This is a genomic window from Paenibacillus sp. MSJ-34 (genome assembly GCF_018918005.1).
Taxonomy (GTDB): Bacteria; Bacillota; Bacilli; order Paenibacillales; family Paenibacillaceae; genus MSJ-34.
This window is the reverse complement of sequence record NZ_JAHLPR010000049.1, coordinates 19,526-43,376: the sequence shown is the minus strand read 5'-3', so window position 1 is coordinate 43,376 and position 23,851 is coordinate 19,526. Positions and strand designations below refer to the sequence as shown.

Genomic DNA, 23,851 nt, shown 5'->3' with positions numbered 1-23,851 from the left:
AGACGATGACAGCAGAACAAACGTACAAGAATTTGGTGATAGAGCAGCGTGCGGATCCTTGGGTATATCTCCATACGGACGGATTCTACTATTTCACGGCATCGGTGCCGGAATATAATCGCATTATCATAAGACGGGCGACATCCATTCAGGGGTTGGCGGACGCCGAGGAGAAGGCGGTATGGCATTGCCGCGAATCCGGCGAGATGTCCCTGCACATTTGGGCGCCGGAGATTCATTATATCGAAGGCCGTTGGTATATTTATTTTGCCGCCGGGGAGCGAGAGGATATTTGGAAGATCCGCCCCTTCATCTTGGAATGCGCCGCTGAGAATCCGCTCGAAGGAGATTGGATCGAGAAAGGCATCATGCAAAAAGAGAATCCGACATCCGAAGCCTTTACGGACTTTTCACTCGATATGACCACTTTCGAGCATCGCGGTACGCGTTATGCGATCTGGGCCGAGAAACGCAATAATATCTCGAATTTGTATATCGATAAAATGGTAAACCCATGGACGATTGCCGGCAACGAGGTCATGATCGCCACACCCGAGCATCCGTGGGAACAAATCGGATTCTGGGTCAACGAAGGGGCGGCCGTTCTGAAGCGCAATGGCAACATTTTCGTCGCTTTCTCGGCCAGCGCGACGGACCATCATTATTGCATGGGATTATTGACGGTGTCCGAAGAAGCCGATCTCATGGATGCGGGAGCTTGGTCCAAAACGCCGCAACCGGTATTTGTAAGCAACGAGGAAGCGGGCCAATACGGCCCGGGCCATAACAGCTTCACGCAAGAGAACGGGAAGGACGTCATGGTCTACCATGCCCGGCCTTACAAAGAAATCGAAGGCAATCCGCTGTATGACCCGAACCGGCATGCAAGGGCGAAGGTCATTGCTTGGAATGAGGACGGCACCCCTAACTTCGGTATGCCGCAATAGAGATGGGAGACAATCGCTTGGGCGGTTGTCTCTTTTTTCGCAAGGGGGCCGTACTGTTCGGCATGTTTTGCTATCGGCTATCTCCCGCCCATTGTGTCGGAAACCAGCGGCCTTGCATCGAGAATTGCGATCGGACCGTACGGCCGTTATTTCGCTTCAAAAACGCTTATTCGCGGTTTAGGCGGACATTGGTTCCGTTATTCGTTCGATGAAGCGGTTATTTTTACGCTTTTGTGGCGAATAGCGGATCGCCTGACCGCAAACGGTCCGAAATCGGGCGGTTTGTCACAAATAGCGGCGTCTGTGTCCGTCATCTTGGGAGCAGGGCGGTAGAAGAAATGGGAATGCCATAGTACGGCAATCCCCACAGCTGGTTGCGGCGGACGACCCATCGTGTGCTAACGAAACTGAAACACGCTAATAGCCTGTAAATCGCCTTGTTGTTCATTGTAACGAAACTGAAACACGTTATTGAGGGGGGAAAGGCGGTAAAACCACCGATTTCCTACGAATAGCGATATGTGCTTTCGTTAGATTGGGAATGTCTTCATTTTGAGCCCAATAAGGATTGTCAGTTTCGTTAGCGCCAACAAAGAGCGTAGGTTCGCGCGATCGCCCTCGAAATACAAGGAGGTCACTCCCTTATGCGCAAAAAAGCCTGCTGCATCAACGGTGGCGCATATGAAATTGACCCCAATCGCACGCTTTTCCCGCCGGCAGCCTATTCTGTTAAGCCGGGCGAGCAGGGGGGCGTTTGATCAGGCCGCCTCATGAAGGAGCAACCAGCTTCGAGATAAGAATCATTGTCGTATGAAAGGTTCATGGCCACCCTAGGAAACGTCATGAGCCTTTTTATCATGGAAAAACGCTCGGATGATAAGTACCCTACACAACCCTCCCCCTTTTCTCCATCCCCGCACAAAAGTCAAAATTATTCACGGGAAGGCAAAAATTGACCCTGCTCTACCCTCCGCCCTCCGATTTATCATGGTAAGGAGTCTGGAAAACGATTTCAGCAAGCTGGGAGGAGGAAGTTTATTGAAAGCGCTGTACAAAAGAATATCCGTTGTTTTGCTTTTTTGTATGACGTTGAATGTGCTGCCGGCGTTTCCGGCATGGCTCGCGAATGCGGCGGAGGCGGAAGCGGGCGCAGCGGAAGTCAATCTCGTTCCTAACGGGGGATTTGAGAATGTCGGCTACACGGGGAACGCATCCTGGGTAGACGGGATTCAGCCGCAAGGATGGGGCGCGTGGCTGGCCAAGGGACAAGGAAGAGTGTCCGTGACCGATACCGTTTATTATTCCGGAACCTATGCGGTACAGATCGAGCATCTGGGGGCTGACGACCGGACAGGCCTTAGCTTGGATGTGCCGATTGCCGGCGGAAATACATATGAATTCAGCGCTCAGATCAAAACGGCGGATGTCGTGTCGAGCGGCGGCGTATTTGTGAGAACGAATTTTTACAAAAGCATCGCCGGCCTGGACGGCAGCACGAAGAGCGAAAAAGTCGGGGACGGGCCTTCGACCGCCAAATTGGCCGGGACGAACGACTGGACGCTGAAAGAGGCGGTGCTGGCGGCTCCGGCCGAAGCGAAATATGTGAGAATCGAGCCGTTTTTCGAAACGGGGACGGGGACAGCTTGGTTTGACGACGTGACGTTGAAACCGCGCCAAGGCATAACCGCACTGTCTCTGGAGCCGAAAATGATCTCCTTGGAAAAAGGCCAAAGCGCGACGTTAACCCCGATCTTCACGCCGGAGGACGCATCGGATCAACCTGTCGTGTGGAGTTCTTCCGATTCGGAGATTGCATCGGTAGAAGGCGGAACGGTAACGGCGCTCGATTACGGAACCGCTATCATCACCGTCTCGACGCCGGACGGTCTCGTTAGCGCCCAATCTTATGTGACGGTGGAGTCATCCGAAACGCTGTCCGGCTATGACGAGCTAAGACTGAGATGGTACGACAAACTCATTGGCGGATCTTCCATGGATGCGTCCGATCCGGATGTTGCCGCTTATATTCAGTCGTTATCGGAGAAAGTGTCCAATGCCGAGGGCACGGGGATTTGGGACCGGATGAACAAAACGCCGGATGCGAATGCGCTATGGGATGATGTGATCGACAAGACGAACGCCGATTCGGCTCGAATCACGAAAGCGTACGGCATGATCAAAGATATGGCGCTTGCCTATTCGACCGAAGGTACCGCTGTGTACCAAAAGGGGGAATTGCGGAACGATATCCTCGTAGCTTTGGAATGGATGCATACGTACCAATATAACTTAAACAAGAACAGCGTCCCGAACTGGTGGGATTGGGAGATCGGAACGCCGCAAGCGTTCATGGACATTCTCGTACTGATGTATGAAGAGATGCCGGCAGAACAAGTTGATCAATACTTGAATGTCATCGATCGATTCGTGCCTGACCCGACGAAAAGAGTGCAAAACGCGGGCGTTACGGAAACCGGCGCAAACCTGCTTGATAAAGCGCTGGTCGTTGTGCTGCGCGGCGTTGTCGGCAAGCACGGCGCCAAGATCGAACAAGGCCGGAATGCGATGTCCGGGGAATTCCAATACGCGAAGAGCGGGGACGGAATCTATGAAGACGGTTCTTTGATTCAGCATACCAATATTGCTTATACCGGGGCATACGGCGGCGTATTGATCGGGCGTATGGCCGATTTAATGTATTTGTTCAACGCATCGCCATGGGAACTGGACGATCCGAACGCGAACAATGTGTATCGATGGGTGGACGATTCGTTCGAGGCGTTAATCTATAAAGGCGCGATGATGGATATGGTAAAAGGCCGCAGCATCTCCCGCCAGACGGACTCCGATCACCTGACGGGCCGTGCGATCATTCGGACGTTGGCGCGCTTGGCCGAGGGAGCGCCTGCGGAGGAAGCCGTCAAGATCAAGAGCATGATTAAGGAATGGGTATTGTCCGATACGACGTTCCCGAACTATTACGACAATATGCCGATCTATGAAATGAATCTGATCAAGGCGATCATGCGCGATGCCGCGAATCAGCCGCGCGGGGAACTGGTGAAGCATCAGAATTTTGCCGCGATGGATCGGGTCGTTCACCTGCGTCCGGGCTTCGGTTTCGGGCTCAGCATGTTCTCCGACCGGATCTCGGCGTTTGAATTCGGCAACAACGAGAACCGGAAAGGCTGGTACACCGGGATCGGTATGACCGCCTTGTACAATAACGACTTGTCTCAATACAGCAATCAATATTGGCCGACGGTGGACATGTACCGCCTGCCGGGAACCACAACGGACGGCTATGCGCCGGCACCGAAAGATTGGGCCTCTTATTACAATGCGAAAACCTGGGTCGGGGGTTCGTCAATTGACGGACAGTACGGCGCGGCAGGGATGAATTTTGCGCTGGATAAAAGCATCGGCAGCAAACTGCATGGCAAAAAATCGTGGTTTATGTTCGATGATGAGATTGTGGCGTTAGGCTCGGACATTGCAAGCACGGACAACCGCAAAGTGGAGACGATCGTGGAAAACCGCCAATTGACGGACAGCGGCACGAATAAGCTTACGTTGGACGGTCAAGTGAAATCGGACGCGCTCGGATGGGAGGAGCCGATGAAAGGGATCGGTTGGGCCCACCTGGAGGGCAATGTAGCCGGTTCGGACATCGGGTATTATTTCCCGGACAAAGCCGATATCACGGGGAAACGCGAAGCGAGAACGGGCGCTTGGAGCGAGATCAATAACGGAGGATCGTCCGATCCGATCACGAGAAATTATCTCAGCTTGGCGTTCGATCACGGCATGGCGCCGCAGAACGGGGGTTACGCTTATGTCCTGTTGCCGAACAAGGATACGGCAGCGACCGAGCAATACAGCGAGCATCCCGATATTGAAATTGTGAGCCGTACGAGCAAAGTTCATGCCGTGCATGAGAAGAAGCTTGGCATGACCGCCTTCAACTTCTGGGAAGCGGATCGTACGGCATTTGTACGGGCGTATCAACCTGCTTCGATCATGGTCAAGGAACAAGGCGATCAATTGACTGTCGCCGTTTCCGACCCGACGCAGAAGCAAGAGAAAGTAACGCTTGACCTCGGCAAAGCCGTATTGAAGGAAATCGCGAAGGACCCTTCCGTTACCGTGATCCAAACCTCGCCTTATCTCAAATTGGAAATTGACACAAAAGGCGCGATTGGCAAAACCCATACGATTCAATTCCAATACGATCCGAGCCAAACGCCGGAATTGGACGATCCTGCCGAGCCGGGTCAAGAGGAGAAAGTCACCGTTTACGTAGCGGAAGACGCATATGTCAATGCCGGCAGCAAAGCGGGCCAGAATTTCGGCGGTGTTGGCTATCTCAATGTGAAAAACGGCGTGAACGACTACTTGCGCAAAACGTTCCTAAAATACGACTTGAGCAAACTTTCCGGAGAAATTGAGTCGGTGAAGCTGCATGTATACGGCAAAAAGAGCGACAGCCGCGGAGTGACGGAAACCGTTGGCGCATACGAGGTAGAGAGCAATGCTTGGACAGAAAATACGCTCATCTGGAATAACATGCCTCAAGTTGGAAGTTTGATCGAGAAAGTGTCGTTCGACAGCGAGAATCAATGGCGCGAATTTGATATTACCGCCTATGCCAAAGCGCGGATGGCCGCCGATCGGCAAGTAAGCATCGCGCTGCAAGGCGAAACCGATTTGACGGTGGAAGTGAGAAGTAAAGAAAATGAAGGCGGCGTCTACAAGTCGTATTTGGAAGTGACGTTGAAGCCAGCGGTTCGAGTCATGGGCGTCCAATTAAGCAAGGAACAAGCGGCTCTCATCGTCGGCGACAGCCTGAATCTTGAGGCGACCGTCGTTCCCGAGAACGCGACGAATGCCAATGTAGTGTGGACGATCGATCGCAGCGATATCGCAGCGTTGAAGACGGACGGCCGCCAAGCGACGGTAACCGCTTTGACACCGGGTCGCGTTCGCGTGACGGTAACGACCGAGGACGGCGCATTTACCGCAGCCTGCGTCATTCACATTACGCTTACGAATACCGTCGGCGATCTGAACGGGGACGGCAAGGTCGGGGTTGGCGATTTGGCGATGGCCGCCGCCCATTTCGGCAAGACGGCCGCAAGCCCGGATTGGGACAAGGTCATGGCTGCCGACATCAACGGCAACGGCATCATCGATGCGGACGATTTGCAATGGTTTGCCGAAACGATGATCGCTGAGTAAAAGAAATTGGAAGGGGTGTTATTTCATCGTGAACAAATACAGCGTCAAGTTTTGCGTCCTTTCTTTGCTCATCTTTTCGCTTATGTTTGCGTCTTTCCCGGCTGCCCCGGCAGCCGCGGCGGCGCCGCAGGCGAATGACTTCGATGCGCTGCGGATGAAATGGTTCGATTATTTGACAGGCGGCGCGCAAATCAACTTTAACGATGCCGACATCCGCAATGCGGTCGAGGCGAATGCCCGGAAAGTCACGAATGAGGATGGGAGCGGCGTATGGGACACGCTCAATAAAGCGGCGGACCGTACCTATCTCTGGGCGGATTATAACAGTACGACCGCTCCGAACCATATCACCTTATCGTACAACCGCCTGAAGGATATGGCGATTGCCTTCGCGACTCCCGGCACGCCGTTATATCGGAACGAGGAGTTAAAGAACGATATTATCGCGGGCTTGGATTGGATGTACGCGAATCGTTTTAACGAAACAAGAAGCTATTACGGCAATTGGTGGGAGTGGGAGATCGGCTCGCCGCTCTCGTTAGCCGATATCGTTACCCTGATGTACGATCATCTAAGTCCGGAGCAGATCGCGGGGTATACCCGGACGATCGACCGATTTATACCCGATCCGACCAAGAGATTGATCGGCGCTCCCGGCTTGAAAGAGACGGGCGCCAATCTGTTGGATAAATCGCTGGCCGTTCTGCTGCGGGGGGTCCTCGGACAGGACGAGGCGAAAATCGTGCAAGCGCGCGATGCGATCGGTTCCGTCTTCCCGTATGTGACCAGCGGGGACGGCTTCTATCAGGACGGTTCTTTTATCCAGCATAATAATATCGCGTATACCGGCAGCTACGGCAGCGTACTGTTGGGGGATATTTCGAAATTGTTGACCGTCTTGAGCGGCTCTCCGTGGCCGATCGAAGATCCGAATTTCGATCATGTGTGGAGTTGGATCACCGATTCGTTCGAACCGGTCATTTATAGCGGCCATATTATGGAGATGGTCAGCGGCAGAGCGGTCTCCCGTTACAATAACAATACCCGGGGCGCGGTATGGACGATTCTGCGCTTGGCGCAATACGCTCCCCCGGAACAAGCCGCCTATTATAAGAGCATGGTCAAGGATTGGGTCATCTCCGATCGCACTATGCCGAATATGTACGAAGGCATGCAAATTCGAGACATCGTTTTATTCAAAAAGCTGATGAGCGACACTTCGATCAAGCCGCGCGGGGACTTGATTGCGCACCGCCAGTTTTCGGCGATGGACCGGATCGTTCATTCGCGCCCGGGCTATACTCTCGGCATTAGCATGTCCTCCTCCCGCATTGCCAACTTCGAGGGAGGAATGAACGGCGAACATACTAGAGGCTGGTATACCGGCGACGGAATGACGTATTTATACAACCGCGATTCGGGGCAATTCCGCGATGCGTTCTGGCCGACGGTCGATTCCCACCGGATGCCGGGCACGACGTCCGACGGCGTGGAGCGGCCGATGATCAAAACGACGGGCAAAACATGGGTCGGCGGTTCGTCCATGGACAACCTGTACGGGATCGCCGGGATGGACCTGGCTCCGCCCGGAAGCAAACTGACCGGCAAGAAGTCGTGGTTTATGTTCGACAATGAAATCGTCGCGCTGGGAGCGGGTATTACGACGCCTGACGAGCGGACAGACGGACGCCAAGTGGAAACGATTGTAGAAAATCGGATGATCAATACGGCCGGCTCCAATCCGCTGACCGTGAACGGTCAGGCGATGCCAAGCGAGTTGGGCTGGTCCGACGAGCTACAAGGAGTGAACTGGGCGCATCTGGCAGGGACGGCGGACGGAGCCGATATCGGCTACTATTTCCCGGAGAGTACCGATATTCGGGCGTTGCGCGAAGGGAGAACCGGTTCCTGGAAAGACATCAACGTATCGGGTCCCGCCGATCCGATTACGCGCAATTATGTCAGTTTGGCGGTAGAGCATGGCACGAAACCGACGGACGCCGCGTATTCCTATGTGGTGCTGCCGACATTGTCGCCGGAAGCGACGCAAGCGTACAGCGAGAATCCGGACATTCGCGTCCTGAGCAATACGGCAGAGATGCAGGCGGTGGAAGAAACGAAGCTTGGCCTGACAGGCATCAACTTCTGGCAGCCGGGCGAGTTGGGCCGCGTGCGCGCCTATCAACCCGCTTCGGTGATGGTGAAGGAGCAAGGCGACGAATGGACCGTGTCCGTATCCGATCCGACGCAAACGCAATCCAAGGTGAGGGTGGAAATTGCCGCAGTGGCGCTTGAGGAACTAGCCAAGGATAAGGCCGTGACCGTATTGCGGACCTCTCCGTCGGTTCAACTGGAGATTGCCACGGGAGGAACGAAAGGCCGCAGCCATGTCATAAAGCTGAAAGTCGATCCCGACGCGGAAACGGAGCTTCCCGAAGAAGGCGCGCTGGAGCCTGACGACGCGGCCAAAGTCCGCATTAACGTAGCGGAAGACACGTTCGTGAACGGTGGCAGCGAAGAGAATACGAACTTCGGAACGAGAGGATTCCTCAATATTCGCAACGGAAGCGGGAACTACGACCGCCGCGTGTTCTTGAAGTTCGATCTTTCGCACCTTGCCGATGAAATTGAACAAGCTACGCTTCATGTTTACGGTCAAACCAAAGACAACAACGGAACGCAATCCGATATCGGCGTGTTCGAGGTACATGACGATAGCTGGAAAGAAGACACGATCACCTATAAAAATAAACCGAGCGCAAGCGAACGAATCGATCTGACGGCGTTTGCGTCGCCGGATCAATGGTGGACATTCAATGTAACGCCTTTTGTACAAACCAAACTGCAAGACAATAAAACGGTCAGCTTAACCTTGCAGCAAGTCGGCCGCGATCTGCACGCGGAGATCCGCAGCCGCAAAAATGAAGACGGCAAGTACCAAGCTTATCTGGACATTCTCCTTAAAGACACGGAAGCGCCGACGACAACGGTTCAATTAGAGGGAAGCGGCGAAGCCGAAGGGGAACATTATAAGGAGATCGTTCTTCGCTTCTCCGCAGAAGATAATCCGAACGGCTGGGGCGTGCTGCGGACCGAGTACCGGATCGACGGAGGCAAGTGGAAGACGGTAAAGGACGGCAAACTGGCCGTTCAAGAGCAAGGCGTTCATATGATCGAATACCGGTCGGTTGACAAAGCGGGCAATGTCGAAGAGACGCAAAGCATTGTCGTCTCGATTACACATCCGACGGTGCAAATCAGCGGACCGGTTGAAGTGACGGGCGGCGAACCGTTGACGATCGCCTACGGAATCAAGTCGGCTATGAAGGAGATGTATGCGCACGACCTGACTCTGCAATACGATGCGAATCTGTTAACGTTCGTTTCCCCCGAATCGTTGCAGGAAGGGGTAACCGTTCTCGATACGCGGAACGATTCGGGGCAGCTGCGCTTCATTCTCGCCGGCGAAGGCCGGCCGATTCAAGGCAATCAAGACTTGATCAAGCTGACTTTTGACACCAATAAGGTTGCTGAGACGACGGAGAGCAGCATCGATATCGCCGGGGCGCGGATCGGGGACGCTAGCGGCGATGAGATCGAGGCGGTTTCGGCTTCCTTCGTTTATAAGTTGAAAGCCGATGGTGAAGAACCCGGTGAACCTGGAGAACCGGGAGAACCCGGCGAGCCCGGAGAACCGGGAGAACCCGGAGAGCCGCAGCATCCTGATCCCGGATCGGGCAATAGCGGCAGTTCAAGCAGCTCGTCCGGTTCGAACGCAGGCGAAGCGAACAAGGCAAAGCTTAGCGATCTCGAGCAGCTTGCCAAGCTGCTTGGCCATGACAAGACAAGCATGGATTGGGATCGAATCAAAGCGCTCGACGTCAACGGCGACGGCAAAATCGACGTGCTCGATCTGGCATCGATCGCCCGGAAAATGGCCGGCCCTAGCGATAGCCCTAGACGCATTTTCGCCCAAGGTCCGACCTCTTTCCATCTCGCTGCGAAATCGGGAAGCTGGAACGAAGGGGATACCGTGAAGCTGGTTTTGACGGGGAAAAACGTACGGGACTTGTACGCCTATGAAGTCAAATTAAGCTTCGATCCTGATTACTTGGAATTGGTCGAAGCGGCGTCGGAGCTCACCGGATTCTCCGTTTCCCCAATTGTGAAGGACGGAGAGATTACCTTCCTTCATACGATGACGGGCAATATTGCCGGGGAAGAGGGCGATATTGAAATCGGCGGCTTCACGTTTAAGGTGAAAAAGGCCGGCGCCACCGAAGTTCGTTGGGATAGCTTGACCGCTGTCGACCATAAGCTCGCGGCGCAAGACGTTGCCATTGGCAAGTCCGTACGGATCGGAGAATCGGCAGATCGGACAACCGCAGTCTTCAGCGATACTCAAGGACATTGGGCTCAAGCGAAAATTGCGGATGCGGTGCAGAAAGGCTTGGTTCAAGGGTATGCGGACGGAACGTTCGGTCCCGACAAGCCGATCACACGCGCCGAGTTTACCGCTTTATTGGCAAGAGGACTCGACTTGCGCGAAGAAACCGGGCTCACATTCGCGGATGCCGATCTTCTTCCGCAGTGGGCGAAATCGGATATTGCCAAGGGCGTTCATCAAGGATTTATTACCGGCTATGCAGATAATACGTTCCGTGCGAACCAAACGATGACTCGCATGGAGCTCGCAACGATGGCGGCCAAGGCGCTGGGTCTTGCCGAAGGATCGAAGACCGGGCTGACATTTGCCGATGCCGGAGAAATCCCGGCTTGGGCGCAAGGCTGGATCGCAGCCGCCGTGAACGGAGGCCTTCTCCAAGGGCGCGGCGATCATCGCTTCGCTCCGACAGCGCAGACAACTCGCGCGGAAGCGGTAGCGGTCTTGTTGAACGTACTCCAAGCTCAGGCGTCCCAATAAAGAAAATGTTGTGCGCGCACCTCGCGACATAGTAATAAATGCCGGTTGACGTACACGATACGTTGACCGGCATTTTTATAGCTGCTTTGCGGGCTTCTTTATGTATATTCAAGTCAAATAATTGAAGGCGATCTGCGGGGACCTAAGCGCTTACGAAACTGACGATCCTTAATGGGCTCGAAACGAAGACGTTCCCAATCTAAAGAAAGTACGTGGCGTTATTCATTGGAAATCGGCGGTTTTACCCTCTTCAATAATAACTCAAGAGAAAAGAAGGACCCACCCTAAGGTTAGCGCCAGAGGTGGGCTCTTATCCGTTTCTGACTCAAGAAGGGATATCCCATCCAGCCAATTGTTCAGCCCAGTGTTAGCCGCACTCGGTTTCATTATCCACTAACAGAAGTGCTTCGCTCTCTTGTCACCGGGCGCAAAAAGGAGTATAGTGGTGTTGTATTAATAGAGAGAGTCTCGGTTTATTAATAAAAAGGAGAGATGAAACATGGCGCGAACGATCAATGAACAGGAATACGCCAAAAAACGCAACGAAATTCTTGACACGGCGCAGCGGCTCATCCATGTCAAAGGCTACGAGCGGATGACGATCCAGGATATTCTGAACGAGCTGCAGATATCTAGCGGCGCGTTTTACCACTATTTCGGCTCGAAGCCGGCGGTGCTGGAGGCGTTCATCGAGCGGATTCGGGAAGAGACGGAGAAACCGCTACTTCCCATTATCCGCGATCCTAAGCTGTCCGCCATCGAGAAGCTGCAAGGGTTTTTCGATACATTGGATCGGTTGAGGTCCGAGAACAGGGCGGCTGTCTTGAAGCTCGGGCGCGTGTGGTATGCCGACGAGAATGCCATTGTCCGGCAAAAAGTGGAGGAAGCCGTTCGCGAGCAGCGCGCGCCGCTGCTTACGGAGATTGTCCGTCAAGGCGTGCGGGAAGGCGTCTTCACCACAGCCTATCCCGAACAATCCGGCGAGGTCATTTTGTCTCTGCAGCAAGGGATGGGAAACACCCATGCCAAGTTATTGCTTTCGCTTGAGAAGGAACAGGATCCGCAGAACTGCATGGAACGCATTACCGTCACGTATGCCGCCTATATGGATGCGATCGAGCGCGTATTGGGCGCGCCTTCGAATGCGTTGTATCGGTTGGATGCAGAAGCGGTCAAGGCATGGGTGACGGCGGAAGATTGAAGTCCAAATCTAATGTCGGATTGCGCAAAGCAATCCGGGAGGGAATGGTGAAGCCGTATGTTTATGGAGATCGCGGGATTAAGGAAGAGCTACACGTCTGGGACGATTACAACCGAAGTGTTAAAGGGGATCGGAATGCGGTTGGACAAGGGAGAAGTCGGCGTTATTCTCGGACCGTCCGGTTCGGGAAAATCGACATTGATGAACATTCTGGGCGGCATCGACCGCGGCGATAGCGGCAGCGTCATCGTGGACGGGATCGAAGTGCAGCGGTTGAACGACGACAAGCTGACCGACTACCGGCGCGAGCATATCGGTTTTGTATTCCAATTCTACAATCTTGTCCCCAACCTTTCGGTGGCGGAAAACATCGAAGTCGTCTCCAACATTAGCCGATCGTCACTGAACATCGACGAAGTGTTGGCGGCGGTGGGGCTGCAGGACAAAAAACGGCGCTTTCCGAGGGAACTGAGCGGCGGCGAACAGCAGCGGGTATCCATCGCGCGGGCAATCGTCAAAAATCCGAAACTGCTGTTGTGCGACGAGCCGACCGGCGCGCTCGACTATGGTACTTCCCGCAGCATCCTACAGCTCTTGCAGGAGGTGAACGCGCAGTACGGCACGACCGTTTTGATGATCACCCACAACACGGCGATTGCCGATATGGCGAACAAGGTATTCAAGTTGCGAAGCGGGGAAATCGTCGAAGAGCTGGCGAATGCGTCTCCTGTTCCGGCGGAAAGGATTGAGTGGTGACGATGCTGGTAAAAAAAGTACTAAGAACGATTTCGGAAAACAAAGCGCAATATGTCGGCTCCATGTTTTTGATTGCCGTTAGCTGCATGCTGATGGTCATGATGAACCTGGTCTCCGTGAATTTAGACAACACCTTCTCCGCGTTCAAATCCAACCATGCGATGAGCGATGCCGAAATCTATGTTGACGCCGATCTTGATATTGCCGGTATGGAGAGCCGTTTCAACGCCGAAATCGAGCAGAGCGGGGTTGCAGATTATGAGCTTCATCCCGGGCAGACCCTAAGAATTTATAGCTTCAACGCTCAGGTCAATGTTCCTGCCGTTACAAGCGGCCAACAACTTGGCGCCGGAGAGATTCTTCTCGACGAGCTGTTTGCGAAAACCAACGGCTATGAATTGGGCGACATCCTGCGCATTGGCGGAAAAGAGTATACGTATGCCGGAAATATGACGTTGCCCAACTATATCTATATCGCTAAGTCCAAGGAGGAGATGATCCGCGATCCCCAAACCTTCGGACTGGCCGTCGTTGGCAAGGACGATTTTGCAACGGTTCCCGATGCGACTTCCTTCTACGCCGTCAAGTTCAACAACGCCGAGGGTATCAAAGCTCAGGAAACCGCAATGAAAAACGATGTCCGGGAGCAAGGGGTCAAAATTATAAATTGGGAAAGCACCGCCAAAAATTTCAGGGTGTCCTATATTCCGATGGAAATCAATCTGCTCGGAAACATAAGCATCATGGTTCCCTCCGTGATTTTGCTGTTGACCTGCGTATTGACGGGGATTCTGATGTGGCGGCTGATTCAGCGCGAGTCGGTTATCATCGGCACTCTGTATGCACTGGGTTATCGGAAAAAAGAGCTTCTGGCGCACTATCTCGCATTTCCGATGATCGTAGCCGGAGCGGGCGCGATCGTCGGCACGATTGCCGGCGCGTTAGCGATGAACCCCATGTTCGACTTTCTCCTTACGGCGTTCCCGATGCCTAAGGAGCCGGTAGTCTATGCTCCCGGGATCTTTCTATTCAGTTTGCTGTTGCCGATTGCAGCGCTTGGCGTTTGCACGATCCTGGTTATTAACAAGGTGCTGAAGACTCAGCCGGCAGAGCTGATGAAGGGCGGCCAGAGCAATAAACTCAACGCGATCGAACGCGCGCTTCGCCTGGATCGATTCAAATTTGCGACGAAATTTCAAATACGCCAGCAATTCCGAAGTATTTCGAGAACGGTATTCTTGCTGTTCGGCGTCATTGTGGCGACCATGCTGCTGCAATATGGGCTTACGATGAAAAGCTCGGTCGATTTCATGCTGAACGAAGGCATAAGCAAGTTGTACAATTTAAAATACGAATATGTATTTACCGATTACCGGAAGGGGGCGCCGCCGGAAGGAACCGAGCCATTTAACGCGATGTATGCGGTCATGGACGATGAAGCGGAAACTAGCTTCTATGTTACGGGAATTCCCGAGAACTCCACCCGAATCGTCTTGAACGATGCGAAAGGCAACAGACTCGCTGCCGACAAAGCGATCGTCACCGTACCGCTGGCACAAAAGCTTGGGCTTGGTATCGGCGATACCGTAAGCTTCTATAACTATGACGACGGAAAGAAATATGCGATTACGATCGAAGACATTGCGGACACCTACGGCGGGGAGTTTATCTTCATGCCTCTCTCCGAGTTGAATGCCATGCTGGGCTTCTCTTCGGACACCTATGTCGGGATTTTCAGCGATGTCCCAATGAGCTTTCCGCAAGATGAAATCAAAAGCACGAAATCGATCGAGGCGATCAAAGCGAGCTTTCACTCTTTCATTGACCAAATGGGCGGTATGATATACGGTCTGACCGTTTCGGCGTTCGTACTGGGGTTGGTGATCCTTTACATCGTCACAGGACTGGTGGTCGACGAGAATAAGGGAACGATTTCGCTGCTCAAAGTGCTGGGATACAAGAAGAAGGAAATCAACAGACTGATCCTGAACAGCAATACATGGATCGTCATCGTCGGCTATATATTGGGCGCACCTGTCTTGGTGGGATCCATTAACGCCATGTACCGGTTGCTTGCCGAAAGCTTGCAGATGGCCATTCCGGCCAAACTGAACATTGGGTATATCCTGCTGGGCTTTGTCATTGTTATGCTGACTTTCGAACTTGCCAAGCTGATGAGTAGCAAAAAGATCAACCGCATCCCCATGAGCGACGCGCTTAAGGCGGGAACGGAATAGCTTTATGCCCGCTTTTGTCACGCGCACCGCGCCATTGGCGTTGCATTAACTTTTCTTAGCAATCTTAAATATTTCTTCTACCGCCCTGCTCCCAAAATTCGCGGACACAGGATACGTTAATTGTGACAAACGGCTCGATTTCGGATAGTTTGCGGACAGACGATCCTTTATTCGCGGCAAAAGCGCAAAAACAAGCCCTCGAGGAATGAATAACGGAACCACTGTCCGCCTAAACAGCAAATAAGCGGTTTTGACGCAAAATAACGGCCGTACGGTCCGGAACGCCATTTCTCGATGCAACGCCATTGGTACCGTGCAGGTATGAATTGCAGCAAGGCGAACCAATTGTTACGGAATTAAGTTATAATGGTGAACGCCTTTTCGTTTCTGGAAATGGTATGGGCAAAGAGTATGAAGAAATCTTTGTTGAGGAACGTTTCAATGAGCACTATAATGGGACGTTCGTTGAATATAAAGTGAAGGATGCGGAAGGGAAAAGGATGTTGATTTTGCAGATTCAACCGGGCTTGGCGGAAAGCCTATAAGAACAAGCAATGAAGTGAAACGATTTGGATTACGGAATGGTTTTGATTCATCATAAAATTCTTTTGGTCCTGTTCAAGTCGATTGAAATATTGCATGCCTTGTGCTACGATGAAAAACAAAATGCGATGAAGAGGAAAAATTACAAAGGCGCTTATGTCCAGAGAGCGGAGGGAAAGCTGGAACCTTTGCCGTAATCCTTTGTAAGATGTCGTCTCGGAGCTTTTGATCGAAGGTCGAGTCATGCGTTGGCTCGATGAGTAGGCTCAAACGGAATGGCACACGTTATCGTGCCGCAGGTAAGGCCAATCCTTACCTCATGAGGCCGGAATCGCGAGGTTCCCGGCAAATCAGGGTGGTACCGCGAAATCTTCCCCTTTCGTCCCTTGGTGTACAGTTGCATGCTGTCTGCCGCGGATGAAAGGGGTTTTTATTTTTTAAATCGAATAAAGCGATGAAGAGAAAAAATGACGAAGGCTCTTATGTCCAGAGAGCGGAGGGAAAGCTGGAACCTTTGCCGTAAACCTTTGTCAGATGTCGTCTCGGAGCTTTTGATCGAAGGTCGAGCCAAGCGTTGGTTCGATGAGTAGGCTCAAACGGAATGGCACACGTTACCGTGCTGGAGGTAAGGCCAATCCTTACCTCATGAGGCCGGAATCGCGAGGTTCCCGGCAAATCAGGGTGGTACCGCGAAACCTTCCCCTTTCGTCCCTAGGTGTGACAGTCGAATGCTGTCTGCCGAGGATGGAAGGGGTTCATTTTTTTTCAGGGAGGAAGTTATATGGAACAGGGTTTTAAAATCGAGAGAGAGTCTATTGAGGATTCACAACATTTGATCAATGGATCGGAAGTTCTTTTACGTTGCTTGCTAAGGGAAGGGGCAGAATGCGTATTTGGCTACCCGGGCGGAAGCGTTCTTTACATCTATGATGCGATGGTCGGCAATTCGGACTTTCAACATATCTTGACTCGGCATGAACAAGGGGCGATCCATGCTGCGGACGGTTATGCCCGATCGACAGGAAAAGTAGGCGTATGTATCGCGACCTCCGGGCCGGGAGCGGCGAATCTGGTCACCGGCATTGCAACTGCATACATGGATTCCGTACCGCTTGTCGTCATTACGGGGAATGTGGCTACCGCAGCAGGGGGAACGGATGCATTTCAAGAAGTGGATATTGTCGGCATTACAATGCCCATAACCAAACATAGCTACTACGTACGCGACGTGCATGATCTGCCGCGCATTGTTCGCGAAGCCTTCCACATTGCGAACACAGGCAGGAAAGGTCCGGTGTTGATCGATATCCCCAAAGATGTATCCAATCAAAACATGGTGTTTCAGTTATCCGCCGAGATGCATTTACGCGGATATCATCCGGCTCCGAGTCCCGATCAGACGCAGATCGATAAGCTCCTTCAGGCCATTGCCGAATCGGAGAAACCGGTCATTATTGCCGGAGGCGGAGTCGTTTATTCCAATGCATCCATGGAGTTGCTGGAATTTGTCAATAAAACGAAGGTTCCGGTGGCAACAACACTGCTCGGTTTAGGAGCTTTCCCTAGCGCCCACCCTCTCTGGCTGGGCATGCTGGGCATGCATGGTACGTATGCTGCGAATATGGCCGTCCAAAATGCGGATTTGGTCATTTCCATCGGTTCGCGTTTCGACGAGCGAGCCACGATGAACATTGCCGGTTTTGCCCCAAATGCCAAACGGATCGCGCATCTCGATATTGATCCTGCCGAAATTGGAAAAAACGTCAAAACGGATATTGCTTGTGTCGGCGATATGAAAGCACTTCTCCATTGTGCCAACGCGAAAGCCCGACCGTCCAATTCGGACAGATGGATCAAACAGTTGGAGACGGATCAAGCAAAATATCCGTTGCGCTACCAAGATTCGGATACGGAGCTTAAACCGCAATTTGTTATCGAAATGATCAGCGAAACTACGCAAGGGGAAGCGATTATCACCACGGATGTAGGACAGCACCAAATGTGGGTGGCTCAATTTTATAAATTTAAACATCCCCGTTCCCTCATTACTTCCGGAGGCCTTGGGACAATGGGCTTCGGATTTCCGTCCGCTATAGGTGCTCAGATAGGCAATCCAAATCGTCTGGTTGTTTCGGTCAATGGCGACGGAGGGATGCAGATGTGCGCGCAGGAGATGGCGATTTGTGCGATTCATCGTATTCCCGTGAAAATTGTGGTCATTAACAATGAAGTGCTGGGCATGGTTAGACAGCAGCAGGAGGTCATGTACAGCAATCGTTTAAGCCATATCGACCTTGCCGGCAGTCCCGATTTTGTAAAATTGGCCGAAGCCTATGGCATGAAGGGGTTAAGAGCAAGCACCAAAGCGGAGGCAAGACGAATTTGGCAAGAGGCTATGGAAACACCCGGACCGGTGCTGCTTGAATTTGTGGTGCCGAAAGATGAAAATGTATATCCGATGATTCCCGGCGGACGAAATTTAGATCAGATGATATTGGGGGATGTCGAGTTATCGGATCATTAACTCCGGTAGGGTTAGTTGGAGTTTGTGGGGGATGGATAAGAATTCATCCAGCAGGGGTTTTATCTTAGGATAAGTCTGCAGAATGAATTGGCATTTTCACTGTCGTTCAAGCGACGTATTCGCGCTGCGGGGCTTCCGCCCTCTGGCTGCTAGATGTATAATCATGGAAGATAACTCAAGTGATATACGAAGCTGATAAATAGAGCTTAACTTGTGTCAAATTATCAGTCAAGTTTAGGAAGTGATAAACAAGCAGCCCGAATACTCATTGAAACGATTTTGTAAAAGATAAGTGCACCGCGGCACAAAAGGAATTAGAGTTACCTTGGAGACTGTCGATTTAATGTGGACACATTTTATTAATTTCCAAATCGCCCTCTTATATGGATTTTTAATGCAGAGGTAAATCTCTTGTCGAAAAGAAAATCGATCTGAGCATTTGAGAAGCAAATTAGAAAACTGTCCACAGTTAATAGACAGCCTCCTTGTTTTGTTAGCGTTAATGTAATTTGTAACATACGATTTTCTCTTGTTCTTTATTTTCTACAACAATAATTGTATCAGCCCAGATTCTTTGTTGGGCAACTACTAAAGAACCATACACACTTTCGATGTAAGAGAGATATGCTTGATATATAAAAAGTCCTTGCCGATTACGCCCTCTTTCAAAAGATAGAATTGGAGAATACATAATATTAGGTATACAATTTATCCACCATACAGGCTTCGAATGTCTTATTATTTCTGAAAGAAATTTCTGCAAATAAAGAGTGTATATGAAGACTTCATAAGATATTTCTCCATTGTCTTCTTCAATATCGGTAAGTAATGACTTGTTATCATCTGATATAAAGTTGGAGGAATAACGTATTACCTCAGCTTTATACTCTCCATTTGCATAAGCAGGAAACTTAGATTTGAATGGAGCTTTTATAAGGCTCTTCCCAAAATAATAATGCCAATCATCATTTAATTGTTTGAAGTACTTGTAAAACTCAACTGGATAAGCATTTTTATATTTGCAAAAACACTTGTAGAAACTACTAAACAAGTTGTTTTTGTTCTGAATAAAGTGTTCCAAGATATTGCTTTCCTCGTCCTGAGCAATGATATCTGTCATTAATTTATTTTGTAAAGTGGCGACTGGAGCGCCCGATCCAACGTAGCAGGCAGACGGATGGTTTATCTCGGTAGGAGGCGTGAATATCGACAGGACATGTCGTCGATGCTATGATAGTAACAAGCAGAATCAGGGATCGTGTGTGAAAATGAAGTGGAGGTGAACCGGATGAACCCATTAAGCGACAAAGCGAAGGTAGAGTTGCTACATGCGTTGGAAGGCAAGCAGTCGGGCCTTTTCGTGATTGATGGTAAACTGGTTTCCGTTGAAGTGGAAAACTTCGATCCAGCTATGGGCGATGACGGGAAAATGGATTTGGCTCAGGAGATTGAGGATGATCCTGAACTGAAAGCTTCGTTGCAGAATTATTTGGATAATCCTGATATGAAAGGCTACTCGGCCAGTGAACTGAAGGAGAAGCGTCGTGAGCGAAGAAAATAACCGGCCCTTTCGTGTAATTTTTAAAGAAGAGTTCGATGTATGCTTGGATCGAATCGAACGTTTTTTTGCGGAACAAGGGCCGGAACCGTTGCAATGGTGGTACACGAAGGAAATCGAAATCATCGACTATATAGAGAACTTGTTGGCGCTTAATCCATACGTGGGTCCCGCAGTTGAACGCGGCAGTTTCAAAGGGCTTCGGCGGATGACTTATGGAAGAAGCAGGCATGTGTTTTTGAATTATCTGATTTATTACGCTGTTCACGAACAGGATCGGGTTGTGGATGTCATCAATATTTTACCCGCGCGTACCAAACGGACGCGTGACCAAGTAATCAATTCCAGTTACTCGGATTGATTCGACCGTTCGGATCGACGGTCTTTTTTTATGTTTACGGTTAACAAAAAAATATCTCAGTCACAGGCGCTAAAGAAATGAAGAATAATCGGAGGTCTGTGTCAGAATGAAAAACCCCTGTATAATGAAGCGTACAAGAGAAAGACAGTTCAGTACGTCAAGGAAAGCGGAAAGGCGGTGGCGGAGGTCGCCCGCGAACTAAAAATCAAGGACAATACGTTATACGGCTGGATGAAGAAGTACGGCGGTGAGCCGGAAGTCGTTGAAGGGTTCGTTATTCCGGGACGAAACATATGCACGCTAATAGCCCGTAAATCACCTTGTTGCTCGTGTAACGAAACTGAAGCACGCTAATGAGGGGAAAAAGGCGGTAAAACGGCCGGTTTCCAATGAATAACGATGCGTACTTTCGTTAGGATTGGGACGTCTTCATTATGAGCAGAATAAGGATTGCTAGTTTCGTTAGCGCCGAATGCGCAATAAAACCAGTTCCATCACCGGTGGCGGAATTCGGCATTGTGAAGAAAGCATATGATTCGTTATCGGAGTTGGGATCAAGCAATCACTTTGCTTGTTTTTTGAATGACATACCTGCTTATTTCTACCCAGAGCCAGCTGTAGAACAGCGAGAACACATAAACCATTGCGATGGTACTCAGGTTAAATGTAGTTGAAACGGCTGGGCCTAGAACAGGAAATCGAAAAACGTAAAGCAACAAAAGGATTCCTGCCCACAAAGACAACGACCCGGCAATCACCGCCGATAAACGTATTTTCAAATATAACAGCGAACCGCCAATCCCAAGCCCCAATATGCCTGTCGTGAAAGGAAACACGATCAGTTCGCTCGGTTGGATAAAAAAGAGAAGCAACATAGCGAGCGCATAAGCGGTCAGACCGGAACCGAGAGAAAGGACGGTGCTTAACACAATGGGGGCTGTGGCGAGGGGACTAATCAAGTAGCCTATCCCCGGCAATAACCCTCCCATGGATTGGAACATGGCGGATAGCGCGGCAAGAAAAGCGACAGTAATCATTTTTCTTGTGGCAGCTTCGGCTGCTCCAAAACGGGCGTTCATCTCTGAAACTTCTACACATACCGGCTTCAACCAATATTTTTTCATCGGGTTCATCCTTTCCCAATTGCTCCTTTCAACAGGATATCGATCAGAAGCAGAACCATCGCAGAAAAGATAACCATCCAATCACGCCAACGAAACTGCAACCGGCGTGCCCGGATTTTATTTCCCGGTAAGTAACAACGAGCGTCCATAGCGAGAGCCAATTGGTCCGCACGGCGAAGCGCGGCAACGAGCAGAGCAACGAGAAGCTGAAGAAGTGATTGTATTTTTGTTCGAAACCTTTTGTCTTGATCACGTGCGTGTTTCACTTTTTGCGATTTCAACATGGAATCCGTTTCGTCGACAAAGAGAGGAATGAACCGGAAGGCCACCGAGATCATAAAGACGAAATGATGAACCGGAAATCGTATGAGAGCAAGCGGGCGCATGACGGCCTCCAGACCGTCTGCCAGCTTTGTCGGGGCGGTCGTTGCACTGAGCACGAGAGCCGTTAGGATAAAAAAAATGAGCTTGCAAGGCAGAATAGCCGCATGTTTCATATCGCCTAACAGCATGTGGTAACAAAACAGCGCCAGCAGAAGGGGGAGCAAACCCTTCAGGCCATTCCATAAATAAACTAGCGGCAACCGGGCGGCGAAAACGATTAAAAATCCGGAGATTGCATACAAAACCATGCTGATTAGATCATTCGAACAGGCAACCAAAAATAAATAGGTCGCAGCAAAAATAAGTTTTGAACGAGGGTCCAAGTCCTGCAAAAAAGAGCGTGTGTTCATAGACAGCCCTAAAGACAGCAACTTCAACCATTGCACGTCACAGGTCCTCCCTAGAGAGATTAGCGATGAATGACATCAGTTGCTCTTCTTTATATAAACTTTCGGGCAATGGTTCGGCGGCCCGCTTCTCAAGTGCATCGATAAAACGGAGGAGGGGCGTTTTCACAAAACCGATTCGTTCCAGCCGCGGCCAGTGATCCCGAATTTTACAAGGGTGGAAATCCGCATACAATCGACCATGGTCCAGCACGAGAATCCGGTCAGCGTACTCGAGGGCTTCTTCAAGCCGATGAGTAATATAGATAACCGTCATTTTGTTCTCATCATGAATTCGCTTGATGTACGATAACATTCTGCTCCGTTCCCGGCTATCCAGGCCCGCTGTCGGTTCATCCAGAATAAGAATTTCCGGTTCCGCAACCAAAACTCCCGCCAGTGCAATCCGTCGCAATTCACCGCCGCTGATTTGAAACGGTGACAGGTCTTTGAATTGCGAATAGCATAACCCCACGGCTTCCATGGCTTGTTTTACCTGCTCGGAAACCCATTCCCGCCTCATGCCTAAACGATGGAGTCCGGCTCCGATATGGGTGAAAACCGTATCCTCGAGTACTTGGTGCTCGGGGAATTGGAATAAAAATCCGATTGCTTTCCAAAGGCGGCGGCGGTCGGTCTTTTTATTGACTCGGTAAGGTCCGATCCTTATTACCCCTGAATGAGAGGGGATCAGGCCTCCGATCATTTGTCCCAATGTCGTTTTTCCACTCCCGGTCGGTCCCATCATCGCTACGAACTGCCCTGCGGGAATATGCAACGAGATTCGATCAATGACTTTTTGATAAAAAGGGGTTCTGGCGGCCAACATGCAATTTACGTTCTCTACAACAATATCCATCACAGATCCGCGAATTCAAATTCGCTCATAGCAGGTAAATTCAGCCCTCTTAGCGTGGCGACATCACGCATTCGAACAGAAAACGGAGGGAGGAGTCCGGAATCCGTAAAAACGCTCGAATTGCGTGCCGCTGCTTGGGGCGTTCCATCGAACCGGATCATGCCTTTCTGCATAACGACAAGACGATCGGCAGTGAAAATCTCTTCGACCTCATGGGTCACCTGGATAAGTGTGACTTGGTTACGATGCAGTTCGGACATGATCTCATGAATTTGTTGCGCGCTTTTGGAATCGAGCATGGAAGCAGACTCGTCAACAATGATCACTTTCGGCTCCATCGCCAGAACTCCGGCAAGCGCCAACTTTTGTTTTTCCCCGCCGGATAGCAAATACGGAGGATGATCTTTCCGTTCATAGAGCCCAAGCATTTGCAAGACGGAGCGGCACCGGGCATCTGCTTGTTCCGGGGAAACGCCGATATGATGCAAGCCAAAAGCCGTATCCTCCCAAACGGTCAGACCGACAATTTGATTCTCCGCGTTTTGGAACGCCATACCAACATGTTGGCGAATATTCCTTAAGTGCAGAGGGTTGCATGTCAACATTCCGCAAACAGCGACTTCTCCCAATGCGGGTTGAAGAAGGCCGTTAATCAATCGAACCAGCGTTGATTTTCCGGAACCGTTTCCGCCCACGATCGTAAGCCATTCTCCTTCATAAACGGTTAAATTGATGTCCCGAAGTGCCCAATCCTGGCGCGAATCGTACCGAAACGATACGTTTTTCAACGAAATCACGTTTTTCATCGT

The 23,851-nt window shown here is 51.0% G+C and carries 16 protein-coding genes; 11 read left to right on the top strand and 5 right to left on the bottom strand.

Translation table 11 applies throughout. The features are described 5' to 3' along the window. The first annotated feature begins 5 nt into the window (after nt 1-5). The 8 genes from KQI79_RS22220 to ilvB all read left to right on the top strand — a co-directional run bounded on the left by KQI79_RS22220 (nt 6) and on the right by ilvB (nt 18,370). Complete coding sequence (locus KQI79_RS22220) at nt 6-947, top strand: glycoside hydrolase family 43 protein (protein ID WP_216540502.1); 942 nt, start codon at nt 6-8, stop codon at nt 945-947. A gap of 1,038 nt (nt 948-1,985) precedes the next feature. Beyond that, nucleotides 1,986-6,185: a polysaccharide lyase family 8 super-sandwich domain-containing protein gene (locus KQI79_RS22215; RefSeq protein ID WP_216540501.1), complete on the top strand. Its 4,200-nt coding sequence runs from the start codon at nt 1,986-1,988 to the stop codon at nt 6,183-6,185. A 28-nt stretch (nt 6,186-6,213) separates the two neighbouring features. Further along, on the top strand, nt 6,214-11,109 hold the full coding sequence (locus tag KQI79_RS22210; protein ID WP_216540500.1) for a polysaccharide lyase family 8 super-sandwich domain-containing protein: 4,896 nt from the start codon (nt 6,214-6,216) through the stop codon (nt 11,107-11,109). 499 nt (nt 11,110-11,608) lie between these two features. Beyond that, nucleotides 11,609-12,310 (top strand): TetR/AcrR family transcriptional regulator, encoded by a 702-nt coding sequence (locus KQI79_RS22205; RefSeq protein WP_216540499.1) that lies wholly within the window; start codon nt 11,609-11,611, stop codon nt 12,308-12,310. Between the two features lie 57 nt (nt 12,311-12,367). Then, nucleotides 12,368-13,066: an ABC transporter ATP-binding protein gene (locus tag KQI79_RS22200; RefSeq protein WP_216540498.1), complete on the top strand. Its 699-nt coding sequence runs from the start codon at nt 12,368-12,370 to the stop codon at nt 13,064-13,066. Nucleotides 13,067-13,068: 2 nt separating this feature from the next. After that, nucleotides 13,069-15,303 carry an ABC transporter permease gene (locus KQI79_RS22195; protein ID WP_216540497.1) on the top strand — a complete coding sequence of 745 codons (2,235 nt, stop codon included), beginning with the start codon at nt 13,069-13,071 and terminating at the stop codon, nt 15,301-15,303. Between the two features lie 326 nt (nt 15,304-15,629). Continuing rightward, nucleotides 15,630-15,848, top strand: coding sequence for a hypothetical protein (locus KQI79_RS22190; RefSeq protein ID WP_216540496.1), 219 nt, complete (start codon nt 15,630-15,632; stop codon nt 15,846-15,848). 779 nt (nt 15,849-16,627) lie between these two features. Further along, nucleotides 16,628-18,370, top strand: a complete 1,743-nt coding sequence (gene ilvB / locus KQI79_RS22185; protein WP_216540495.1) for a biosynthetic-type acetolactate synthase large subunit — start codon at nt 16,628-16,630, stop codon at nt 18,368-18,370. 499 nt (nt 18,371-18,869) lie between these two features. On the opposite strand, the gene KQI79_RS22180 is transcribed toward ilvB, so the two are convergent. Beyond that, on the bottom strand, nt 18,870-19,451 hold the full coding sequence (locus tag KQI79_RS22180; protein ID WP_216540494.1) for a hypothetical protein: 582 nt from the start codon (nt 19,449-19,451) through the stop codon (nt 18,870-18,872). A gap of 207 nt (nt 19,452-19,658) precedes the next feature. Between KQI79_RS22180 and KQI79_RS22175 the strand changes: the two genes are divergently transcribed. The 3 genes from KQI79_RS22175 to KQI79_RS28365 all read left to right on the top strand — a co-directional run bounded on the left by KQI79_RS22175 (nt 19,659) and on the right by KQI79_RS28365 (nt 20,643). Further along, on the top strand, nt 19,659-19,931 hold the full coding sequence (locus KQI79_RS22175; RefSeq protein WP_216540493.1) for a hypothetical protein: 273 nt from the start codon (nt 19,659-19,661) through the stop codon (nt 19,929-19,931). Beyond that, nucleotides 19,915-20,289: a type II toxin-antitoxin system RelE/ParE family toxin gene (locus KQI79_RS22170; RefSeq protein ID WP_216540492.1), complete on the top strand. Its 375-nt coding sequence runs from the start codon at nt 19,915-19,917 to the stop codon at nt 20,287-20,289. Before KQI79_RS22175 ends, KQI79_RS22170 begins: the two co-directional genes overlap by 17 nt. 84 nt (nt 20,290-20,373) lie before the next feature. Further along, nucleotides 20,374-20,643 (top strand): transposase, encoded by a 270-nt coding sequence (locus KQI79_RS28365; protein WP_216540511.1) that lies wholly within the window; start codon nt 20,374-20,376, stop codon nt 20,641-20,643. A 200-nt stretch (nt 20,644-20,843) separates the two neighbouring features. Here the strand turns inward: KQI79_RS28365 and KQI79_RS22160 are convergent, their stop codons facing one another. The 4 genes from KQI79_RS22160 to KQI79_RS22145 are packed head-to-tail and all read right to left on the bottom strand — an operon-like array spanning nt 20,844 to nt 23,848. Beyond that, nucleotides 20,844-21,413, bottom strand: a complete 570-nt coding sequence (locus KQI79_RS22160) for a hypothetical protein (RefSeq protein WP_253298336.1) — start codon at nt 21,411-21,413, stop codon at nt 20,844-20,846. Between the two features lie 5 nt (nt 21,414-21,418). Beyond that, nucleotides 21,419-22,183: an energy-coupling factor transporter transmembrane component T family protein gene (locus tag KQI79_RS22155; protein WP_216540490.1), complete on the bottom strand. Its 765-nt coding sequence runs from the start codon at nt 22,181-22,183 to the stop codon at nt 21,419-21,421. Nucleotide 22,184: 1 nt separating this feature from the next. Then, a complete protein-coding gene (locus tag KQI79_RS22150) occupies nt 22,185-23,042 on the bottom strand; it encodes an ATP-binding cassette domain-containing protein (protein WP_216540489.1) in 858 nt (285 codons plus the stop codon). Beyond that, nucleotides 23,042-23,848, bottom strand: a complete 807-nt coding sequence (locus KQI79_RS22145) for an ATP-binding cassette domain-containing protein (protein ID WP_216540488.1) — start codon at nt 23,846-23,848, stop codon at nt 23,042-23,044. Before KQI79_RS22145 ends, KQI79_RS22150 begins: the two co-directional genes overlap by 1 nt. Nucleotides 23,849-23,851: the final 3 nt, after the last annotated feature.

Bases quoted from the DNA above. Each gene is read 5' to 3' on its own strand.
- KQI79_RS22200 (WP_216540498.1), top strand. From the start codon at position 12,368: ATGTTTATGGAGATCGCGGGATTAAGGAAGAGCTACACGTCTGGGACG.
- KQI79_RS22220 (WP_216540502.1), top strand. From the start codon at position 6: ATGACAGCAGAACAAACGTACAAGAATTTGGTGATAGAGCAGCGTGCG.
- KQI79_RS22145 (WP_216540488.1), bottom strand. From the start codon at position 23,848: ATGAAAAACGTGATTTCGTTGAAAAACGTATCGTTTCGGTACGATTCG.
- KQI79_RS22150 (WP_216540489.1), bottom strand. From the start codon at position 23,042: ATGGATATTGTTGTAGAGAACGTAAATTGCATGTTGGCCGCCAGAACC.
- ilvB (WP_216540495.1), top strand. From the start codon at position 16,628: ATGGAACAGGGTTTTAAAATCGAGAGAGAGTCTATTGAGGATTCACAA.
- KQI79_RS22195 (WP_216540497.1), top strand. From the start codon at position 13,069: ATGCTGGTAAAAAAAGTACTAAGAACGATTTCGGAAAACAAAGCGCAA.
- KQI79_RS22160 (WP_253298336.1), bottom strand. From the start codon at position 21,413: ATGAAAAAATATTGGTTGAAGCCGGTATGTGTAGAAGTTTCAGAGATG.
- KQI79_RS22205 (WP_216540499.1), top strand. From the start codon at position 11,609: ATGGCGCGAACGATCAATGAACAGGAATACGCCAAAAAACGCAACGAA.
- KQI79_RS22175 (WP_216540493.1), top strand. From the start codon at position 19,659: ATGAACCCATTAAGCGACAAAGCGAAGGTAGAGTTGCTACATGCGTTG.